The organism is Brevundimonas sp. 374 (assembly GCF_900102995.1).
Lineage (GTDB): Bacteria > Pseudomonadota > Alphaproteobacteria > Caulobacterales > Caulobacteraceae > Brevundimonas > Brevundimonas vesicularis_C.
Genome location: NZ_FNKT01000003.1, coordinates 76924 through 94073, shown reverse-complemented (window position 1 = coordinate 94073; position 17150 = coordinate 76924). Strand labels below are relative to the sequence as shown.

Sequence of the window (17150 nt, the reverse complement as noted above, 5' to 3'; positions counted from 1 at the left end):
ATGCGCCGACCCACGATGCGCAAGGCCGCCGCCGCCGCAGCCTGCGCCCTGCTCACCACCCTGGCCGCCGCGCCTGCCGGCGTCGCCCAAACCCGCGCCGCCGTATCGACGGGTGCGGCGCAGCGCCTGATCAACCTGCCGCGCGGCACCTCGTTCGCGGTGGATCTGCCGGCCGACGCCCGCGACGTTATCGTCTCCAATCCGCAGGTGGCCGAGGCCATGCTGCACTCGCCGCGGCGCATCACCGTCATCGGCATCGCGCCGGGAGAAACTGACGCCGTGTTTCTGGATGCGGCGGGTCGCACCATACTGAGCTTGCGGGTTCGGGTGGACGCCGGCACCAGCGCGCTTCAGGACACGTTGAGCCGCATCGCTCCCGGTGGGCAAATCCACGCGGAAGCCGTCAATGACAGCGTCATCCTGACGGGCGTTGCAGATAATCCCGCTCAGGCGGCCCAGGCCGCGCGCGTCGCCGCCGCCTTCGTCTCAGCGCCTGAAAAGGTGATCAACATGATCAGCGTGGCCGGTTCCGACCAGGTGACGCTGCGGGTGCGCGTGGTGGAGGTGCAACGCAACGCGCTGAAACAGCTTGGCTTCAGCTCCGACATCTTAAAGGGCGCGGGCATCCATTCGTATGGCTTCAGCCGACCCAATACCTACGGCGTCAACGGATCAGCGGCCGGCGGAACGGGTCTGTGCTACGGTCAAAATGGCGGCCGGACGACTAACGTGTCGAACTCGAACACCACTTCCAGCCAGACCAGTTCCGGCGGGGCGTCGGCCAGTGGTCAACAGGCGACAAGCGGTTCCTTCCCCTCGACCGTCACCGTGACAGATGTCAACGGCAACGTGGTCCAGATTCCTGCGACGGCTATCGGTCAGTCCACTGTGTCATCTGGCTCTAGCAACACGATCACCAGCGCCATCTCCAACATTGCGTCGACCGCCTTCCAAACGTTGACCGGCACGAATGCCAGCGGCTGTCTTGAGGCCTTCGAACGCGTCGGATTGGCTCGGACGCTGGCCGAACCCAACCTGACGTCCGTGAATGGCGAGGCGGCGAACTTCCTGGCCGGCGGCGAGTTTCCGCTGCCCACAGGACGTGACCGGGATGGCAACATCACCGTGATCTACAAGCCCTATGGCGTGGGCCTGGCCTTCCGACCGGTGGTGATGTCCGGCGGTCGCATTTCCTTGCAGGTCAAGGTCGAGGTTTCAGAACTAACGGCTCAAGGCGGTTTCACCATCGGCGCCGGCACGCCCTCGTCCATCACTCTGCCGGGTCTGACGGTCCGGCGCAGTGAAAACACCGTGGAACTGCCATCGGGGGGATCGATGATGATCGCGGGCCTGCTTCAGGAAACTACGCGCCAGACGGTGGACTCTCTGCCGGGGGTGACCAACCTGCCGGTCCTGGGATCGCTGTTCCGATCGCGCGATTATCTGATGGGCGAGACCGAGCTGGTCGTCATCGTCGAGCCCTACATCGTCAGCCCGACGTCGCCTGATCGGATGCAGACGCCGGCGGACGGCCTGCGCATGGCCAGCGACAGTCAGACCATTTTCTTCGGCCAGTTGAACCAGGTGTATGGGCTGCCGAATGCGCCCCCGGCCGGTTCGGTCGGCTATGTGATCGAGTGAGCACATCCATGACTCGCACCCTGATTGCCACACTTCTGACGACCACGGCCCTGGCGCTGGGCGCCTGTGTCGGCGGCCCCGCCAGCCTGGGCGGCGAGCCGCCGCTGACGCCGACCTCGCGCTATCAGCTTCAGGTCGAGCCGGATTTGGACCGGATCGCCCTCGCGGTTCACGACACCGGCTTGTCGCCAGCGCAGAACGGCGCGCTGCAAGAGCTGGTCGGGCGCTATCGCTACGTCGACGCCGTGCCGATGGTCATCGAGGCCCCGGCCGGAAACGACCCGGTGGCCCTGAAGACCGCCTATGACATCCAATCGGCCTTGGCGGCCTACGGCGTCGCGCCGGAGCGCATCACCTTGGTCAGCTACGCCGCGCCGGATCCGCGTGCGCCCGTGGTCGTCGGCTATCAGACGATCCGCGCCGCCGTGCCGCAGTGCGGAACCGCCTGGGGCAATCTGAGCCGGACCGGCGACAATCGGTCGTCATCCAACTTCGGATGCGCCGTGACGGCCAATTTGGCGGCCCAGATCGAGGATCCACGCGACATCCAGCGCCCACGCGCCATGACGCCGGCGGACGCCGGGCGCCGAACTGTCGTGTTCGATGCCTATCGCGGCGGCAAGCCGACATCGGCCGAGCGCGAAGAACTGATCCGGGATACCGCCGTGTCCCGTGCGGTGAACTGATCATGAGCACAGCCCCAGCCCCTCGCGAGTTCGATACCTTCGACGACGCGTTCGATGTCGATATGGAGTTCGCGCCTCCGGTTGACGACGTCGCCGCGCCGCGCAGCCCGCTTCAGTTCACGCCTGCGGCGTCGGCGATGCCGGCCGGGGCGGCGCCTCAGCCCCAATCGCCGCTTCAGGCCGCGTCTATAGCGCCGGTCCCGGCCGCCCCGGCCTATGCGCCCGACGCCGCCGGCTTCAATCCGGTCGGTGACGTGGTCGCCCAGGCCCAGGCCAGCCTGATGGATACGGGGCTGGCTTTCACCGGTCTGGCCCCCGCCAGCAACATCGGCGAAGTGTCGGTGCCGCGCATCGCCATCCATGTCTTCGCCGAGCGCCAGGACACACTCGCCTCGGCCGAGCGTGCGGCCCAGGACCGTCGCCTGTCGCGCGCCACGACCCAGATCCGTGTCGGCGGCGTCGCTGCGGCCGTCGAGACCTATCAGCATGAGCCGACACCGCCGCTGATCATCGTCGAGTGCCTGAAAGACCCCCAGACCCTGCTGTGGGAAGTCGATCAGCTGGCCGAGGTCTGCGACGCCGGCACCAAGGTCGTGGTGATCGGTGCGACGAACGACATCATCCTGTTCCGCGAGCTGATGCGGCGCGGGGTCAGTGAATATCTGGTCGCGCCCTTGCAGCCGCTGCAGCTGATCGCGGCCATCGGCGGCCTGTTCAACGACCCGGCCCAGCCCTTCGTCGGCCGCACCATCGCCTTCGTCGGCGCGCGGGGCGGAGCGGGGGCCTCGGCCGTGGCGCACAACACCGCCTATGCGATTTCCGAGCGGATCGGCGCCAATACGGTGATCGTCGACTATGACCTGCCGTTCGGCACCGCCGGCCTGGACTTCAACCAGGACCCGCTGAACGGCGTCGCCGACGCCCTGGGCCAGCCCGACCGGCTGGATTCGACGCTGCTGGACCGGATGATGGTCCGCTGCACCGACAAGCTGAGCCTGTTTGCGGCGCCCGCCAGTCTGGACACGGACTGGGACATCTCGACCGAGGCGTTCGAGGAGGTCACCAACCAGATCCGCGCCACGGCGCCCTTCGTCGTGCTGGACCTTCCGCATCTGTGGTCGCCGTGGATGCGCCGCACCCTGATCAGCGCCGACGAGGTGGTGGTCGTGGCGACGCCGGACCTGGCGTCCCTGCGCAATGCCAAGAACATGATCGATCTGATCCGCCAGGGCCGCCCCAATGACGCGCCGCCGCGCCTGGTGCTGAACCAGGTCGGGGTGCCGGGACGCCCCGAGATTCCGGCCAAGGACTTCGGCGCGGCGCTCGGCGTTCACCCCAGCCTGATCATTCCGTTCGACGCCAAGACCTTTGGCGCGGCCGCCAACAACGGCCAAATGATTCTGGACGCCGGCGCCAAGACCAAGTCGGCCGAAGCCTTCCAGACCCTGGCCCAGATCGTGTCGCGGCGTGAACTGCCGATGGTGGCGGGACCCAAGGCCAAGCCGGCGAAGGCCGGCAAGGCGGAAAAGACCAAGCCGGCGGACGGGGCGTCGAAATCCCTGTTCGCCAATATGTTCAAGAAGCGCTGACGCATGTTCGGCAAACGCACAGGTCAGCCCGGCGCCGCCCCTGCGCCCCTGCGGCCGGCTCCGGCCCCCGCTGCGGCATCCGCGCCCGGCGGCGAACCTGTGTCCGTGTTCAGCATGCAGGCGGCCGCCGCGCCGATGGCGGCGACTGCCAAGACGCCGGCCTACGCCTTTGCTGACGAGGAACTGGAGCCGGCGGCCGACGCCTTCGACCGCGCGTCTGCCCCGACCCAGCCGGCACCGGCTGATCGTCTGGACGCCCTGGCCTCGCGTCCCAAGCCCAAGCCGGCGCCTGAGGCACCGCGTCCCACCGGCAATGTCGCAGGCACGGGCCCGAAGGCCACGGCGGGTCTTGAACAGCTGAAGAAGGCCCAGGCGGTCGCCGAGATCGTCCGGGAACAGAGCGACTACTATCACGCCACGAAGACGACGATCTCCAACGCGTTGATGAACACCATCGACCTGGCCCAACTGGCGCACCTGGACCAGAAGGCGGCGTCGGAAGAGATCCGCGACATCGTCGCCGAACTGGTGGCGATCAAGAACGTCTCTATGTCGGTCGCCGAGCAGGAGCATCTGGTTCAGGACATCGTCAACGACGTGCTGGGCTATGGTCCGCTGGAGCCGCTGCTGAGCCGCGACGACATCGCCGACATCATGGTCAACGGCGCGGGCCGGGTCTTCATCGAGGTCGCGGGCAAGGTCCAGCTGACCAATGTCCGTTTCCGCGACAACACCCAGCTGATGAACATCTGCCAGCGGATCGTGAGCCAGGTCGGCCGCCGCGTGGACGAAAGCAGCCCCATCTGCGACGCCCGTCTGCCGGACGGCTCGCGCGTCAACGTCATCGCTCCGCCGCTGGCCATCGACGGCCCGACGCTGACGATCCGGAAGTTCAAGAAAGACAAGCTGACGATGAAGAATCTGGTGGAGTACGCCTCCATCAGTCCCGAGGGCGCGCGGGTGCTGGGCGTCATCGGCGCGTCGCGATGCAATCTGGTCATCTCGGGCGGCACCGGCTCGGGCAAGACGACGCTGCTGAACACCCTGACGGCCTTCATCGACCCGACCGAGCGCGTCATCACCTGCGAGGACGCCGCCGAACTGCAACTGCAGCAGCCGCACGTCGTGCGTCTGGAAACTCGCCCGCCGAACCTGGAAGGCCAGGGCACGATCACGATGCGGGATCTGGTCAAGAACTGCCTGCGGATGCGTCCCGAGCGGATCATCGTCGGCGAGGTGCGCGGACCCGAGGCGTTCGACCTGTTGCAGGCCATGAACACGGGCCACGACGGGTCCATGGGCACGCTGCACGCCAACAGCCCGCGCGAAGCCATCAGCCGGATGGAGTCCATGATCACCATGGGCGGCTACGGCCTGCCGTCCAAGACGATCCGTGAGATGATCGTCGGCTCGGTCGATGTCATCATCCAGGCCGCCCGCCTGCGCGACGGTTCGCGCCGCATCACCCACATCACCGAGGTCGTAGGCCTGGAAGGCGATGTGATCGTGACGCAGGACCTGTTCGTCTACGATATCACCGGCGAGGACGAGAACGGCAAGATCATCGGCCGGCACCGCTCGACCGGCATCGCCCGTCCCCGCTTCTGGGATCGCGCCCGATACTACGGGCTGGAGCGCGAACTGGCCGACGCCCTGGACGCGGCGGAGTAGGACGATGCTTCCAATTCTCGCCGCCGTTCTGGCCTTCATCACCATCGGCGGCCTCGGCTGGGTCTTTGTCGGTGGAGACGATTCCTCGGCTCAGGCCGTCAAGCGCGCGCAAAGCCTGGGCGAACCCAAGAAGAGCGCTGCGATCGCCCGCAAGGCGGCCGCCGCCAATACGCCCGAGGCGCGTCGCAAGCAGATCCTGGTTCAGTTGCAGGACGCCGACCGGCGCGAGCGCAAGGCGCGCACGACCCTGGCGTCGCGCCTGAAACAGGCAGGCCTGAGCCTGAGCGTGACAACCTTCTACATCATCTCGGCCGTGGTCGGGCTGGTGACCGGCCTGGGCGCGCTGATCTTCGGATTGCCGATCCTGGTGGTCATCGGCATCGCCCTGATCTTCGGTCTGGGACTGCCGCGCTGGATCGTGGGCTTCCTCGGCAAGTCGCGGATGAAGAAGTTCTCGCTGGAGTTTCCCAACGCCGTCGATGTGATCGTGCGCGGCATCAAATCGGGCCTGCCGGTCCACGAATGTTTCAAGATCATCGCCCGCGAGAGCCCGGCGCCGCTGGGGCCTGAGTTTCAGACGCTGGTCGAGGGCCTGGGCGTCGGCCTGACCCTGGAGCAGGCGTTGGAGAAGATGTACGGCCGGATGCCGACCTCCGAACTGCGCTTCTTCACCATCGTCATCGCCATCCAGCAGAAGACCGGCGGCAACCTGGCCGAGGCGCTGGGTAATCTGTCGGCCGTGCTCCGCGCTCGTCGGATGATGGGCGAAAAGATCAAGGCGTTGTCGTCCGAAGCCCTGGCTTCGGCCGGGATCATCGCCTCTCTGCCGCCTGCGGTCATGACGATGGTCATGTTCACCACCCCCTCTTACATGATGCCGCTGTTCACCGATTTCCGCGGCAACTTCATGCTGCTGATGGCGGCGCTGCTGATGGCGACCGGCATCTTCGTGATGAAACGCATGATCTCGTTCAAGTTCTGAGGCCGGGATCATGGAAAGCTTCATCCGCTTCATCACTGACCCGCAGAACCTGCTCAGCATCGGCGTGGGTGTGCTGGTCTTCGCCACGGTCGTCACCCTTTTGTCGTCGATGACGGGCGGCGTTGCGCTGGACAAGCGAATGAAGGCCGTCGCCGAACGCCGCGACGACCTGAAACGACGGTCTCGCGCGAACATGGCCGGCGGTCAGGGGGCGCTGCGTCACACCGACGACGGGTTCAAGAAGCGGATCGTGGATCGGCTGAACCTCAGCAAGTTGCTGGAAGATCCCAAGGTCGCGGGTCAGATGGTGCAGGCGGGCTATCGCGGGCCGCGTCCGCTGACGACCTTCTACTTCTTCCGCTTCACCTCGCCCTTCATCTTCATGATCGTGGCGGCGTTTTATCTGTTCGTGATCAAGGTCGTGGACTGGCCCACGATGAACAAGGTTACCGCGACGATGGCGGCGGCTGTCGCCGGCTTCTATGCGCCGAATATCTATTTGAAAAATCGGATCGACAAGCGCCGCGCCTCGATCATGCAGGCGTTCCCTGACGCGCTGGACCTTCTGCTGATCTGTGTCGAGGCGGGCATGTCAATCGAGGCGGCGATTGCCAAGGTCAGCCAGGAGATGGGGCCGTCATCGATCGATCTGGCCGAGGAACTGTCGCTGCTGTCGGCGGAGTTGAGCTATCTGCCCGACCGTCGCATAGCCTACGAAAATCTGGGCAAGCGCACCAACCACCCGGGTGTGAAGTCGGTCGCGACCGCCATGACGCAGGCTGAGACCTATGGCACGCCGCTGGCCACCGCTCTGCGCGTCATGGCGAAGGAAAATCGCGATTTGCGGATGTCCGCCGCAGAGAAAAAGGCCTCGGCCCTGCCGGCCAAACTGACCGTGCCGATGATCCTGTTCTTCCTGCCGGTCCTGTTCATCGTCATCCTGGGTCCGGCGATCCTGAACGTCATCGACATGATGAAGGACGGGCGTTAGGCGCGCTCCGCCGCCGCCTTCAGTCCATGGGCGGCGCTTTCCAATGCCGCCTTGATCGCCGGGCGATGCTTGTCATGGAACAGCTCGCCGCGAATGCCCGAGAAGCGGATGCCGATGGCGACGATGCAGTTGCCGGGCGCCAGCTCCTCGATCTGGATGTAGCGCAGGCTCTGGAACAGGAAGCCGCGCCGTTCGGCCCAGACCAGCCGCGCGCGCGGTTGCCATTCCACCACCTGGGCCGCCGCCTGGCGTTCGGCCATGTCGGGCCACGCCTCGGTCATGGTCAGGCGGCCGCCATAGGCGATGGCGCCCTCGACGTCCTTGTCGATCGGGTTCCAGGCGCCCCAGTCGGACAGGTCCGCGACCAGATCCCAGATGCGGTCCGAGGTCGCCTGAACGCCGACGCGTTTTTCGATGCGAGTGTCATCCATGGTTTCGCTCTGACACGGCTGGTCGCCGGAAGAAAGGCGCCGAGCCTCAGTCGGCCCCGTCGATCCGCTTCAACCGCCGTCCGTCGTCCAGCCCCAGCCGCGTCTTGACCTCGAACAGGTCGGCGCCGGCGGGAATGATCAGCAGCTTCTTGGGCTGGGCCGTGTTGACGGCGACGACGGCGCCCTTTGGACAGATGTCGAAACAGTCGGCGCCGACGACCGTCAGCTCGCCCTTGCGACCCTGTTTGCCCTTCTTGAGGTGCAGATATTTTCGCAGCGCCTTTTTTAGCGTCAGATCGCCGCCGGGGCCGAAGCCGCCGTCCAGCTTTTTCGAACATTTGCGGCAGACCAGAACGACGTCGCGCCATTCGGTCTTTGCGCTCTTGAAGGCCTTCTCACCCATGCGGACAGAAATCGGCGTTCGCGACGGCTTGCACAAGCGGGTGCGGCGCCGTCACCTGTCGTCGGGCTGAAAATTTCACGGGACCTTCACATGCGCCGATTGTTCGCCGCCTCCACAATGGCGCTGCTGCTTGCCGCCGGCTCCGCTCAGGCTCAGGTCGATACGGCCGGCGTGGACGCCGCCGTGCAGCGCGTCATGCCAGAGGTTGTGGCCTGGCGGCGCGATTTCCACCAGCACCCCGAACTGGGCTTCGCCGAGACGCGGTCGGCCGGGGTGATCGCCGAGCATCTGCGATCGCTGGGGCTGGAGGTGCGCACCGGGGTCGGCAAGACCGGGGTGATCGGCGTGCTGCGCGGCGCACGGCCGGGTCGGACGGTGGCCCTGCGCGCCGACATGGACGCCCTGCCGGTGCAGGAGGCGACAGGCCTGGCCTTCGCCTCGAGCGCGACCGGGACCTATATGGGCAATACGGTGCCGGTGGCCCACGCCTGCGGCCACGACATGCATATGGCCATGCTGATGGGGGCGGCCGAGGTGCTGGCGGGGATGAAGGACCGGATCGCCGGCACGGTGGTCTTCGTCTTCCAGCCGGCCGAGGAGGGCGCGCCTCCGGGAGAGCCCAAGGGCGGGGCGGCCCTGATGATCGCCGAAGGGGCGCTGAACGATCCCAAGCCCGAGGCCATCTTTGGCCTGGACGTCGTGCCGGGCCGTCCGGGCAGCGTCTTCTATCGGCCGAAAGGGTTCATGGCCGCCTCGGACCGCGTGGATATCCGCCTGAAGGGCAAGCAGACGCACGGCGCCTGGCCCTGGCGCGGGGTCGATGTGATCGCTGTGGCGGGCCAGGTGGTCGAGACGGTCAACACCCTGACGGCGCGCACGGTCGATCCGACCACGACCCCGACCGTCTTCACCATCGCCACGATCAACGCCGGCGTCCGCTACAACATCATCCCCGACAGTGCGACGCTGTCGGGTACGCTGCGCACCTTCGATGTGGCCCAGCGCGACGCCCTGGTCGCCCGCGCCGAGACTGCCATCGACCATGTCGCAGAAGCCTACGGCGCCACCGCCGAGTTCGGCGTCAAACAGAACGCCGCCCTGGTGTTCAACGACCCTGGCCTGTCCGCCTGGCTGGCCCCGGTCCTGACCGAGGCGGCGGGCGAGGGGAGCGTCAACCCCGCCACACCCCCGACCACGGTGGCCGAGGACTTCAGCTATTTCCAGCAGGTCATCCCCGGCGTCTTCTACCATCTGGGCGCCAGTCCCGACGGCGTCGATCCCGCGACCTCCGCGCCCAACCATTCGCCGGAGTTCTCACCGAACGAGAAGATCCTGCCGCTGGGCGTGACGACGCACGTGCTGACGGCATTGCGGTTCTTGGAGCGGAGTTAAGTGCTCTGATGATTGCGCGTAGGTTGTCGATGACGTTCGCTGTCGCGCTGGCGGTATTGAGCTACTCGTTCTTGATATCAGCTTCGGGCGTCGTAGACCCCGAGATCGCCAGCACCATTTATGCGTCTTTCGCACTGGCCCTGACCATCATCTTCGGGCCGATATTTCTGGCGCTGCGTTTTGCTACGGCGGGTTCACGCACCTATTGGAGCTCAGGTTCAGCGACGCAACAGGTTGGCCGGATCGCGCTTCTGATCGCAACGGTGCTCGTGATCCAGCTGTGCGTGGGTTGGTTTTTTGATCTACAGGGGCGCCTTGACGAGACGGCGAGCGTCGTCGGTCTTGCAGCGTGGATTGCAATCCCGACAGCCTTTCTTGCTTCAGGCTTCGTGACCTGGCCTGTGCGTCTACAATCCGGGCCTCCACTCAGGCTGATGACCGTGGGGCTAGCAGCCTTCGGTTTGGCGTCGTTTGTAAGCTACTTGAAGTTTGCCAATGCCCCTCAAGACTACCAGCTTCCGGTTATTGGTCAGCTATGCGTTCAGCTTGCGGCGTTGATCGCTGGCGCTGCGGCAGAAGAAGTCGTGTTTCGGATTTTGCTGCTGACAGCATTGCTAAGTCTGACGCGCTCTCGGTTCAACGCGGTATTTCTGTCGGGCGTGTTCTTCGGACTTACTCATGCGCCGCTTGCTCTCATGCAGCCCGTTGTACGGACCGATTGGTCGATGCTGGAGTACGCAGCCCAAAGCTATTTGCCCCACTTCCTGATGCAGACGCTGTTTGGATTGGTCTTAGGGGTAATCTGGCTGCGAACAGGCTCAATTGGTCTGATTGTCGGAACTCACATCATAATAAATGTGGGTCCGAGTCTGCTGAGCGGCTTTTGATCAACTGTCGATGACGGTGAGTGCCTTACCAGCGGCGCCGTCAGGCCTTTTGCATTCGCTCGAACACCGTCTCGATCACCCGGCGATAGACGGCGGTCAGTGTCTCCAGCTCCGCCGTCGGCACGCGTTCGTCGATCTGGTGCATGGTCTGGCCGACCAGGCCCAGTTCCAGCACCGGGCACAGGGCGCGGATGAAGCGGGCGTCGGAGGTGCCGCCGGTGGTGGAGGCCTCGGGGCGGCGGCCCGCCACGGCCTCGACCGCGTCCTGAACCGCCTCCACGAAGGCGCCCGGCTCGGTCAGGAAGGCCTCGCCCGAGCACAGGTGCTCCAGAGTGATCTGAAATCCGGTCTTGGCCTGCATGGCCCCGGCCTCGCGGTTCAGCCAGTCGATCAGGGCGTCGCCGGTGTGGCTGGGGTTGAAGCGGATGTTCAGCCGCGCCGTCGCCTGCGCCGGGATGATGTTGGTCGCCGGATTGCCGATGTCGATGGTGGTGATTTCGAGGTTCGACGGGGGAAAGTTCTCGTAGCCTTCATCCAGCACATGATCGTTCAGACGAGCCATCAGCTTCGCGATCACCGGGGCCGGGTTGGCGGCGCGCTCGGGATAGGCGACGTGGCCCTGTTTGCCGTGGACGGTGATCCAGGTGTTCAACGAGCCGCGCCGCCCGACCTTGATCATGTCGCCCAGCTGTTGCGACGACGAGGGTTCGCCGACCACGCAGGCGTCGATGACCTCGCCCTCGGCGGCCAGGGCCTCGACCACGCGTTTGGTGCCATGCAGCGCCGGGCCTTCCTCGTCGCCGGTGATCAGGAAGGAGAGGGAGCCGGCGGGTTCACCGTCTGCGATGACCTGGGACACGGCGGCGACCCAGGCGGCGATCCCGCCCTTCATGTCCACCGCGCCGCGACCGTACAGGACGCCGTCCTTGACCTCGGCGTTGAAGGGTCGCGACGACCACTGGTCCGACGGGCCAGTCGGAACCACATCCGTATGGCCGGCGAAACAGAGGTTGGGCGAGGCGGTCCCGCGCCGGGCGTACAGGTTCTCGATCCGCGCATGGACGCCTTCGCCGCCCGGTCCCTCGAAAGCCAGGCGGCGGCAGGTGAAGCCCAGCGCCGTCAGATGCCGTTCAAGCACATCCATCGCCCCTTCGTCGGCGGGCGTGACCGACGGAATGCGGATCAGGTCGCGGGTCAGTTCGACGGGATCGATAACGGGAGTTGATGCGCGGCTCATGCGGCTATGCTTTAGGGATAATCCGCGTCTGCGAGAAGACGGTGCGCCCCTGCTGAAGCCGAGACCTTGACCACAGAATCCATCGCTGCCGGCCCCGCCGCCCCGCCCGTTCCGCCCTCACCGCCAGAAGGCCCGTCCAGCCCGTGGGGCATTCGCGACTTCCGCCTGTTGTGGTTCGGCCGCGTGGTGGCGGTGCTGGCGATCCAGATTCAGTCGTCGGCCCTGTTGTGGCAGGTCTATGAGATCGCCCGGCGCGATCACCCGATCGAGGAGGCCAGCCTGTATCTGGGGCTGGTGGGGCTGTGTCAGTTCCTGCCGCTTCTGGCCTTCACCCTCCCGGCCGGGGCGATGGCGGATCGGCGCGACCGCAAGCGCACGGTGTGGATCTCGATCCTGGTCGAGGCGGCGTGTGCGGGGTCGTTTCTGGCCATGGCCCTGCATGGAAACCCGCCGCTGTGGGGTCTGTTGGCGGTCGCGGCCCTGTTCGGCGCGGCGCGGGCGTTTCTGGCGCCGGCCAGCCAGGCCTTCCTGCCGATGGTCGTGGGGCGCAAGGCCCTGCCGCCCGCCATCGCGGCCCAGTCCATCGCGTTTCAGACCGGCGCCATCGCCGGCCCTGCCCTGGGCGGGGTGATCGTGGGGGTGAACGTGCCCTTGGCCTATGCGGTGTCGCTGGGCATGTTCCTGCTGGCCGTCGCGGCCTTCATCCTGATCCGCACCAGCGGCAAGCCCGCGCCACAGGCCAATCCGCTGTCGCCGATCGACTCGGTCAAAGAGGGGCTGGCCTATGTGTGGAAGACCAAGATCGTGCTGGGCGCCATTTCACTGGACCTGGTCGTGGTACTGCTGGCGGGTGTGGCCCTGCTGACGCCCATCTTCGCGCGCGACATCCTGCATGTCGGGCCGCAAGGGTTCGGCCTGCTGCGGGCGTCATTCGGCGTCGGGGCCATGGTCATGGCCATCTATCTGAGCCGCTATCCGATCCGCCAGAACGGCGGGCGCTGGATGTTTGCGGCGGTGGCGGTGTTCGGCCTGTGCACCATCACCTTCGGCCTGTCGCGCATCGTCTGGCTGTCGGGCCTGGTCCTGTTCATCGGCGGGGCAGCGGACATGATCAGCGTCAATGTGCGCCAGACCCTGATTCAGCTGGCCACGCCCGATCACATGCGCGGGCGGGTGTCGTCGGTGTCCATGCTGTTCATCGGCGCCTCGAACGAACTGGGCGAGGCCTATTCCGGCGTCATGGTCCGGCTGCTGGGCGCGGTCGGGGCGGCCGTGTTCGGCGGCTTCGGCGCCCTGGCCGCGACCGGGGCCTGGGCGACGATGTTCCCGGGGCTGAGGAAGGCGGATCGGCTGACGTGAGTCGTGAGCGGTGAATCGTGACGACTACGCGCCAATCACGATTCACCAGTCACCCATCACGCTTCACCACGCCTTGAAGTGCTTCGACAGCTTCAGGCCCTGGTTCTGATAGTGGCTGCCGCTTTCGCCATACAGGCGGCTGGGGCGTTCGGTCAGGGGTTCATAGACCAGGCGGGCGACGATCTGGCCGTGTTCCAGCAGGAACGGCGTGTCGTGGGTGCGGACTTCCAGCACGCCTTTCGAGCCGGCGCCATGCGCCTCGTCGGTGCCGAAGCCGGGGTCGAAGAAGCCGGCATAGTGGACGCGGAACTCGCCGACCGACGGATCGATGGGCGTCATTTCGGCGGCCTGATCGACCGGGATTTCGACGTCGTCGGACGAGGCCAGGATGTAGAACTCGCCCGGATCCAGCAGCAGTTCGCCACGGCGAAGGCTCAACGGCTCCCAGAAGTCGCGCGGGTCGTGGCCGTCGATGTGGTCCAGATCGACCACGCCCGCATGGCGACGCCCGCGGAAGCCGACGATGTCGCCGCCCTGCAGATCGACGCCGACCGAGCGGGTCTCGAGCTTGGGCGGATCGCCGGCCTTGAGCCGCAACTGGTTCAGGCGCGTGCCGGGACGGACCAGGATGGAGAAGGTCTGGGGCGCGACCTCCATATAGAGCGGGCCGTCATAACCTTCGGCGACGTCGTCGAAACTGGCGCCCTGATCCGTCAGCAGACGCACGAAAACATCGACGCGGCCGGTCGAGCTTTTTGGATTGGCGCGGGCGATCAGGCCCTGGGGCAGTTTCAGCCGCTCCTGAAGGCGCACGATATAGACGCAGCCCTTTTCCAGCACGACGCCCGCCTCGGTGATCTCGATGGCGTGCATGGCCACGTCGGCGATGCGGTCCTCGACCTTGCGCCGGCCGGGCAGGAAGGAGGCGCGCACGCGCCAGGCCTGATCCGACAGCCTCAGGTCCAGGCTGGCCGGCTGGACCTGGTCGTGGTCGAAGGGCGTGTCGGACGTGACGGCGCCTGTGGCGATCAACGTCTCGATGGACTGGGCGGGCAGGATGCCGGGACGGGGCGCTTGGAAGGAGCTCATGGCGTCTGTCTCACACGGTTTTCACGACTTGTCTCCAAGTCGCGCTTGCAGCCCGCGCGCGGCGGGGCGAGCATATAGCCCATGCACGATGGCCCTGCCTATACCGCCGAGACGAACGGCATCCTGATCCGGGTGCGGCCCAGCTATCTGGCGGGCCAGTCCGATCCCGACGAAGGCCGCTGGGTCTGGGCCTACCAGATCGAGATCGTGAACCTGACGGGCTCGACGGTGCAGTTGATGGCGCGTCGCTGGACCATCACCGACGGCCACGGCCATGTCGAAGAGGTGCGCGGCCCCGGCGTGGTCGGCGAACAGCCGGTGATCGAGCCGGGCGGCAGCTACGCCTACGCCTCGGGCTGTCCGCTGGGCACCGACAGCGGTTCGATGGTGGGCGCCTATTATATGACGGATGCGGACGGGCGCAGTTTCGAGGCGCAGATTCCGGCGTTTTCGCTGGATACGCCCGATGCGCGGCGGGTGCTGAACTGAACGCGTCAGTCAATGGGAATGCGACATGAAGCGGACGATGGTCTTGGCGTTTTTAGCAGCCATGTCGTCTGGCGGCTGTTTCTCTACGCGTGAAGGGGTGAGTGAAACGCAAGCATGTGAACTAGCGAAGAGGCGCACGACGGATAGTCATCGTTTTCCGGCGGCTTCAGCGGCGTTCTGCGACCATGTGGCGGCCGAGTTCAATCCCGCTGGCTACTATGTCTTGTCCCTGCACAGCGACCGAGATTGCGATGGAATTTGCAGCACCAATTTAGGGTGGTTCGCCGTGCAACGATCGACTGGCGAAGTGTTCGATTGGGATATGGCGGAGTCCAAGCTGGGATCGCCCGTTACTAGCCGTCAGTGATGCCAGCTTCGTCTTTTGATTAGAGCCGCCCAAGGCGGATGGGGCTGCGTCAACCCGGATGAACCGCAGCCCCGCCCCTGAAGTCTCGCTGGCCGCTTGCGCGAACCGGCGAGGGGGAAGTCGGCTCCCTAGGGAGCATCTTTTTGGCGCTACGTTCGCGACGCGGTCGCTCACGACTTGAGCGCAGTCGTGCGCCCTGCGCGAAGCGCCGCGCTCAAGTCGCGCGAAGCGCGGTAGCGCCCTTAGATATAACGACGCAGGCTGCGGGCCAGGTCGGAGCCGCTTTCCTTGGAGCCGCGACGGACTTGCGGCTGGTAGGCGACGCGGGCGTGTTCGACGCAATAGACGCCTTCCGACGAGCGGCGGCCGCAGAAGCTGAACTCGCGCGACGACGGGTCGCCGATCGGCCATTTGCACATGTGGGCGCCCAGGGTCATCACGGTCGCCGTGCCCGGCAGGTCCGGGATCGGGGCGGGGACAGGCCCGGCGGGTTCGACCGGCTTGGGCTGGACGGCTTCCAGACGGCGCGGAGCCGAAGGTTGCTGCGCCGGAGCGGCCGGCGCCGGGCGCGGACGCGCGGTGCGGAAGGTCGCGGCCACGGTGCGCGCCGGTTGCGACGGGGCGGCCCGGCCCGACAGGCCCAGACGGTGCACCTTACCGATCACGGCGTTGCGGGTGACCCCGCCGCCCAGTTGTTTGGCGATCTGGCTCGCGGACTGGCCCTCAAGCCAGAGCTTCTTTAGCGCGCCTACGCGGTCGTCGGTCCAGCCTGCGGTCATGCCACCCTCCAGCGAGTTTGGATTCAATATCTAGGTCCAGGCTCCCCCTCCGGGGTCTTGACCTACAACTAATCGTAAACCAGCTGTTAAGAGACGCAAGATGTGCGAATCATCCTGTCCACAGAAACCAGATATTGAATCATCGTTAAGGTTAAGGCGGATTGGTGAGCGGTGAATGGTGAGTGGTGAGTGGCGTGGCGTGGCGAGTTGGGTCGTGGAACACGGCTGCGCCCTTCGGAAGTCACGATTCACCATTCACCAGTCACCCGGCCTTGCGCAGCAAGGCTTCAAAGCGCATCTGGCGGGCCATGACCGATACGCCCGATCTGATCTCCACCCGGCCTGCCGGCCTGCCGCAGCCGCGTCGCTATCCGGGGATCAACTGGATCGGGGTGCAGACCCTGTATCTGCGAGAGGTGCGGCGCTTCTGGAAGGTGGGCGCCCAGACGGTGGCGGCGCCGGTAGTCACGACGCTGCTCTATATGCTGGTGTTCGTGGTGGCGCTTCAGAATGCGCGGCCGCCGCTGCACGGCACGCCATTCGCCCTGTTCGTCGCGCCCGGCCTGATCATGATGGCCATGTTGAACAATGCCTTCGCCAACGCCTCGTCCAGCCTGATCCAGGCCAAGATCATGGGTACCGCGACCGACTTCCTGACCCCGCCGCTCAGCCCGCTGGAGCTGACGCTGGGCTTTACGCTGGGCGCCGCGACGCGTGGGCTGGCGGTCGGTCTGGTGACGGCGATCTGCGTGCTGCCGTTTGCGCCGCTGGGCATCGCCAACATCTTCGCCATCGTCTGGTTCGCCCTGGCCGCCTGTTTCATCATGGGCATGACCGGGGTGCTGGCGGGGCTGTGGAGCGAGAAGTTTGACCACCTGTCGGCGGTCCAGAATTTCATCGTCATGCCGATGACCTTCCTGTCGGGGACCTTCTATCTGGTCGAGAACCTGCCCGAGCCGTTCCGGGCGCTGAGCCGCTACAACCCCTTCTTCTATCTGATCGACGGCTTCCGCTACGGCTTCATCGCCCATGCCGAGAGCAATCTGACGGTCGGCGTCATAGGGTCGGCCGTGCTGATGGCCGTCATGGGCGTGGTCTGCTGGCTGGTGTTCCGCTCGGGCTGGCGTCTTAAGAGCTAGATCGCTACCTGTTGCGGA

Annotated in this window: 17 protein-coding genes; 12 read left to right on the top strand and 5 right to left on the bottom strand. The window is 65.9% G+C overall.

Annotated elements, in window-relative coordinates:
• Genes BLR19_RS10695 through BLR19_RS10670 form a run of 6 tightly spaced genes read left to right on the top strand, consistent with a single transcriptional unit; the run spans window position 1 to window position 7560 of the window.
• Complete coding sequence (locus tag BLR19_RS10695) at window positions 1-1641, top strand: type II and III secretion system protein family protein (RefSeq protein ID WP_091750709.1); 1641 nt, start codon at window positions 1-3, stop codon at window positions 1639-1641.
• An 8-nt stretch (window positions 1642-1649) separates the two neighbouring features.
• Window positions 1650-2327: a CpaD family pilus assembly protein gene (locus BLR19_RS10690; protein WP_091750707.1), complete on the top strand. Its 678-nt coding sequence runs from the start codon at window positions 1650-1652 to the stop codon at window positions 2325-2327.
• 2 nt (window positions 2328-2329) lie between these two features.
• Window positions 2330-3916, top strand: coding sequence for an AAA family ATPase (locus tag BLR19_RS10685; protein WP_091750704.1), 1587 nt, complete (start codon window positions 2330-2332; stop codon window positions 3914-3916).
• A gap of 3 nt (window positions 3917-3919) precedes the next feature.
• Complete coding sequence (locus BLR19_RS10680; RefSeq protein WP_255366600.1) at window positions 3920-5587, top strand: CpaF family protein; 1668 nt, start codon at window positions 3920-3922, stop codon at window positions 5585-5587.
• A 4-nt stretch (window positions 5588-5591) separates the two neighbouring features.
• Window positions 5592-6569, top strand: coding sequence for a type II secretion system F family protein (locus tag BLR19_RS10675; RefSeq protein ID WP_091750703.1), 978 nt, complete (start codon window positions 5592-5594; stop codon window positions 6567-6569).
• A 10-nt stretch (window positions 6570-6579) separates the two neighbouring features.
• Window positions 6580-7560, top strand: a complete 981-nt coding sequence (locus tag BLR19_RS10670) for a type II secretion system F family protein (RefSeq protein ID WP_091750700.1) — start codon at window positions 6580-6582, stop codon at window positions 7558-7560.
• Here BLR19_RS10670 and BLR19_RS10665 read toward each other — a convergent pair.
• Together BLR19_RS10665 and BLR19_RS10660 are read right to left on the bottom strand one after the other, a co-directional pair.
• Window positions 7557-7991 (bottom strand): SRPBCC domain-containing protein, encoded by a 435-nt coding sequence (locus BLR19_RS10665; RefSeq protein ID WP_091750697.1) that lies wholly within the window; start codon window positions 7989-7991, stop codon window positions 7557-7559. The two genes, BLR19_RS10670 and BLR19_RS10665, sit on opposite strands and share 4 nt — an antisense overlap.
• Before the next feature lie 46 nt (window positions 7992-8037).
• Entirely contained in the window at window positions 8038-8394 is a 357-nt protein-coding gene (locus BLR19_RS10660; protein ID WP_091750694.1) for a hypothetical protein, read from the bottom strand.
• Window positions 8395-8484: 90 nt separating this feature from the next.
• Between BLR19_RS10660 and BLR19_RS10655 the strand changes: the two genes are divergently transcribed.
• Both BLR19_RS10655 and BLR19_RS10650 read left to right on the top strand, forming a co-directional pair.
• The gene (locus BLR19_RS10655; RefSeq protein WP_218119396.1) at window positions 8485-9786 is read left to right on the top strand and encodes an amidohydrolase; all 1302 of its coding nucleotides are present in this window, start codon (window positions 8485-8487) and stop codon (window positions 9784-9786) included.
• A 29-nt stretch (window positions 9787-9815) separates the two neighbouring features.
• Window positions 9816-10673, top strand: coding sequence for a CPBP family glutamic-type intramembrane protease (locus tag BLR19_RS10650; protein ID WP_176758330.1), 858 nt, complete (start codon window positions 9816-9818; stop codon window positions 10671-10673).
• A gap of 40 nt (window positions 10674-10713) precedes the next feature.
• Here the strand turns inward: BLR19_RS10650 and dapE are convergent, their stop codons facing one another.
• On the bottom strand, window positions 10714-11910 hold the full coding sequence (dapE, locus tag BLR19_RS10645; protein WP_091750685.1) for a succinyl-diaminopimelate desuccinylase: 1197 nt from the start codon (window positions 11908-11910) through the stop codon (window positions 10714-10716).
• Window positions 11911-11976: 66 nt separating this feature from the next.
• On the opposite strand from dapE, the gene BLR19_RS10640 reads away from it, so the two are divergent.
• Window positions 11977-13269: an MFS transporter gene (locus BLR19_RS10640; protein ID WP_255366598.1), complete on the top strand. Its 1293-nt coding sequence runs from the start codon at window positions 11977-11979 to the stop codon at window positions 13267-13269.
• A gap of 63 nt (window positions 13270-13332) precedes the next feature.
• Here BLR19_RS10640 and BLR19_RS10635 read toward each other — a convergent pair whose 3' ends face one another.
• Window positions 13333-14358 carry a 2'-deoxycytidine 5'-triphosphate deaminase gene (locus BLR19_RS10635; RefSeq protein ID WP_091750682.1) on the bottom strand — a complete coding sequence of 342 codons (1026 nt, stop codon included), beginning with the start codon at window positions 14356-14358 and terminating at the stop codon, window positions 13333-13335.
• 81 nt (window positions 14359-14439) lie between these two features.
• On the opposite strand from BLR19_RS10635, the gene apaG reads away from it, so the two are divergent.
• Window positions 14440-14847, top strand: coding sequence for a Co2+/Mg2+ efflux protein ApaG (gene apaG, locus BLR19_RS10630; RefSeq protein WP_017506618.1), 408 nt, complete (start codon window positions 14440-14442; stop codon window positions 14845-14847).
• Window positions 14848-14872: 25 nt separating this feature from the next.
• Window positions 14873-15214 (top strand): hypothetical protein, encoded by a 342-nt coding sequence (locus tag BLR19_RS14690; protein WP_143007368.1) that lies wholly within the window; start codon window positions 14873-14875, stop codon window positions 15212-15214.
• A 242-nt stretch (window positions 15215-15456) separates the two neighbouring features.
• Here the strand turns inward: BLR19_RS14690 and BLR19_RS10625 are convergent, their stop codons facing one another.
• Window positions 15457-15993 carry a cell cycle sigma 70 cofactor GcrA gene (locus BLR19_RS10625; RefSeq protein ID WP_091750679.1) on the bottom strand — a complete coding sequence of 179 codons (537 nt, stop codon included), beginning with the start codon at window positions 15991-15993 and terminating at the stop codon, window positions 15457-15459.
• 308 nt (window positions 15994-16301) lie between these two features.
• Here BLR19_RS10625 and BLR19_RS10620 point away from each other — a divergent pair, with 308 nt between their 5' ends.
• Window positions 16302-17132, top strand: coding sequence for an ABC transporter permease (locus tag BLR19_RS10620; RefSeq protein ID WP_091750961.1), 831 nt, complete (start codon window positions 16302-16304; stop codon window positions 17130-17132).
• Window positions 17133-17150: the final 18 nt, after the last annotated feature.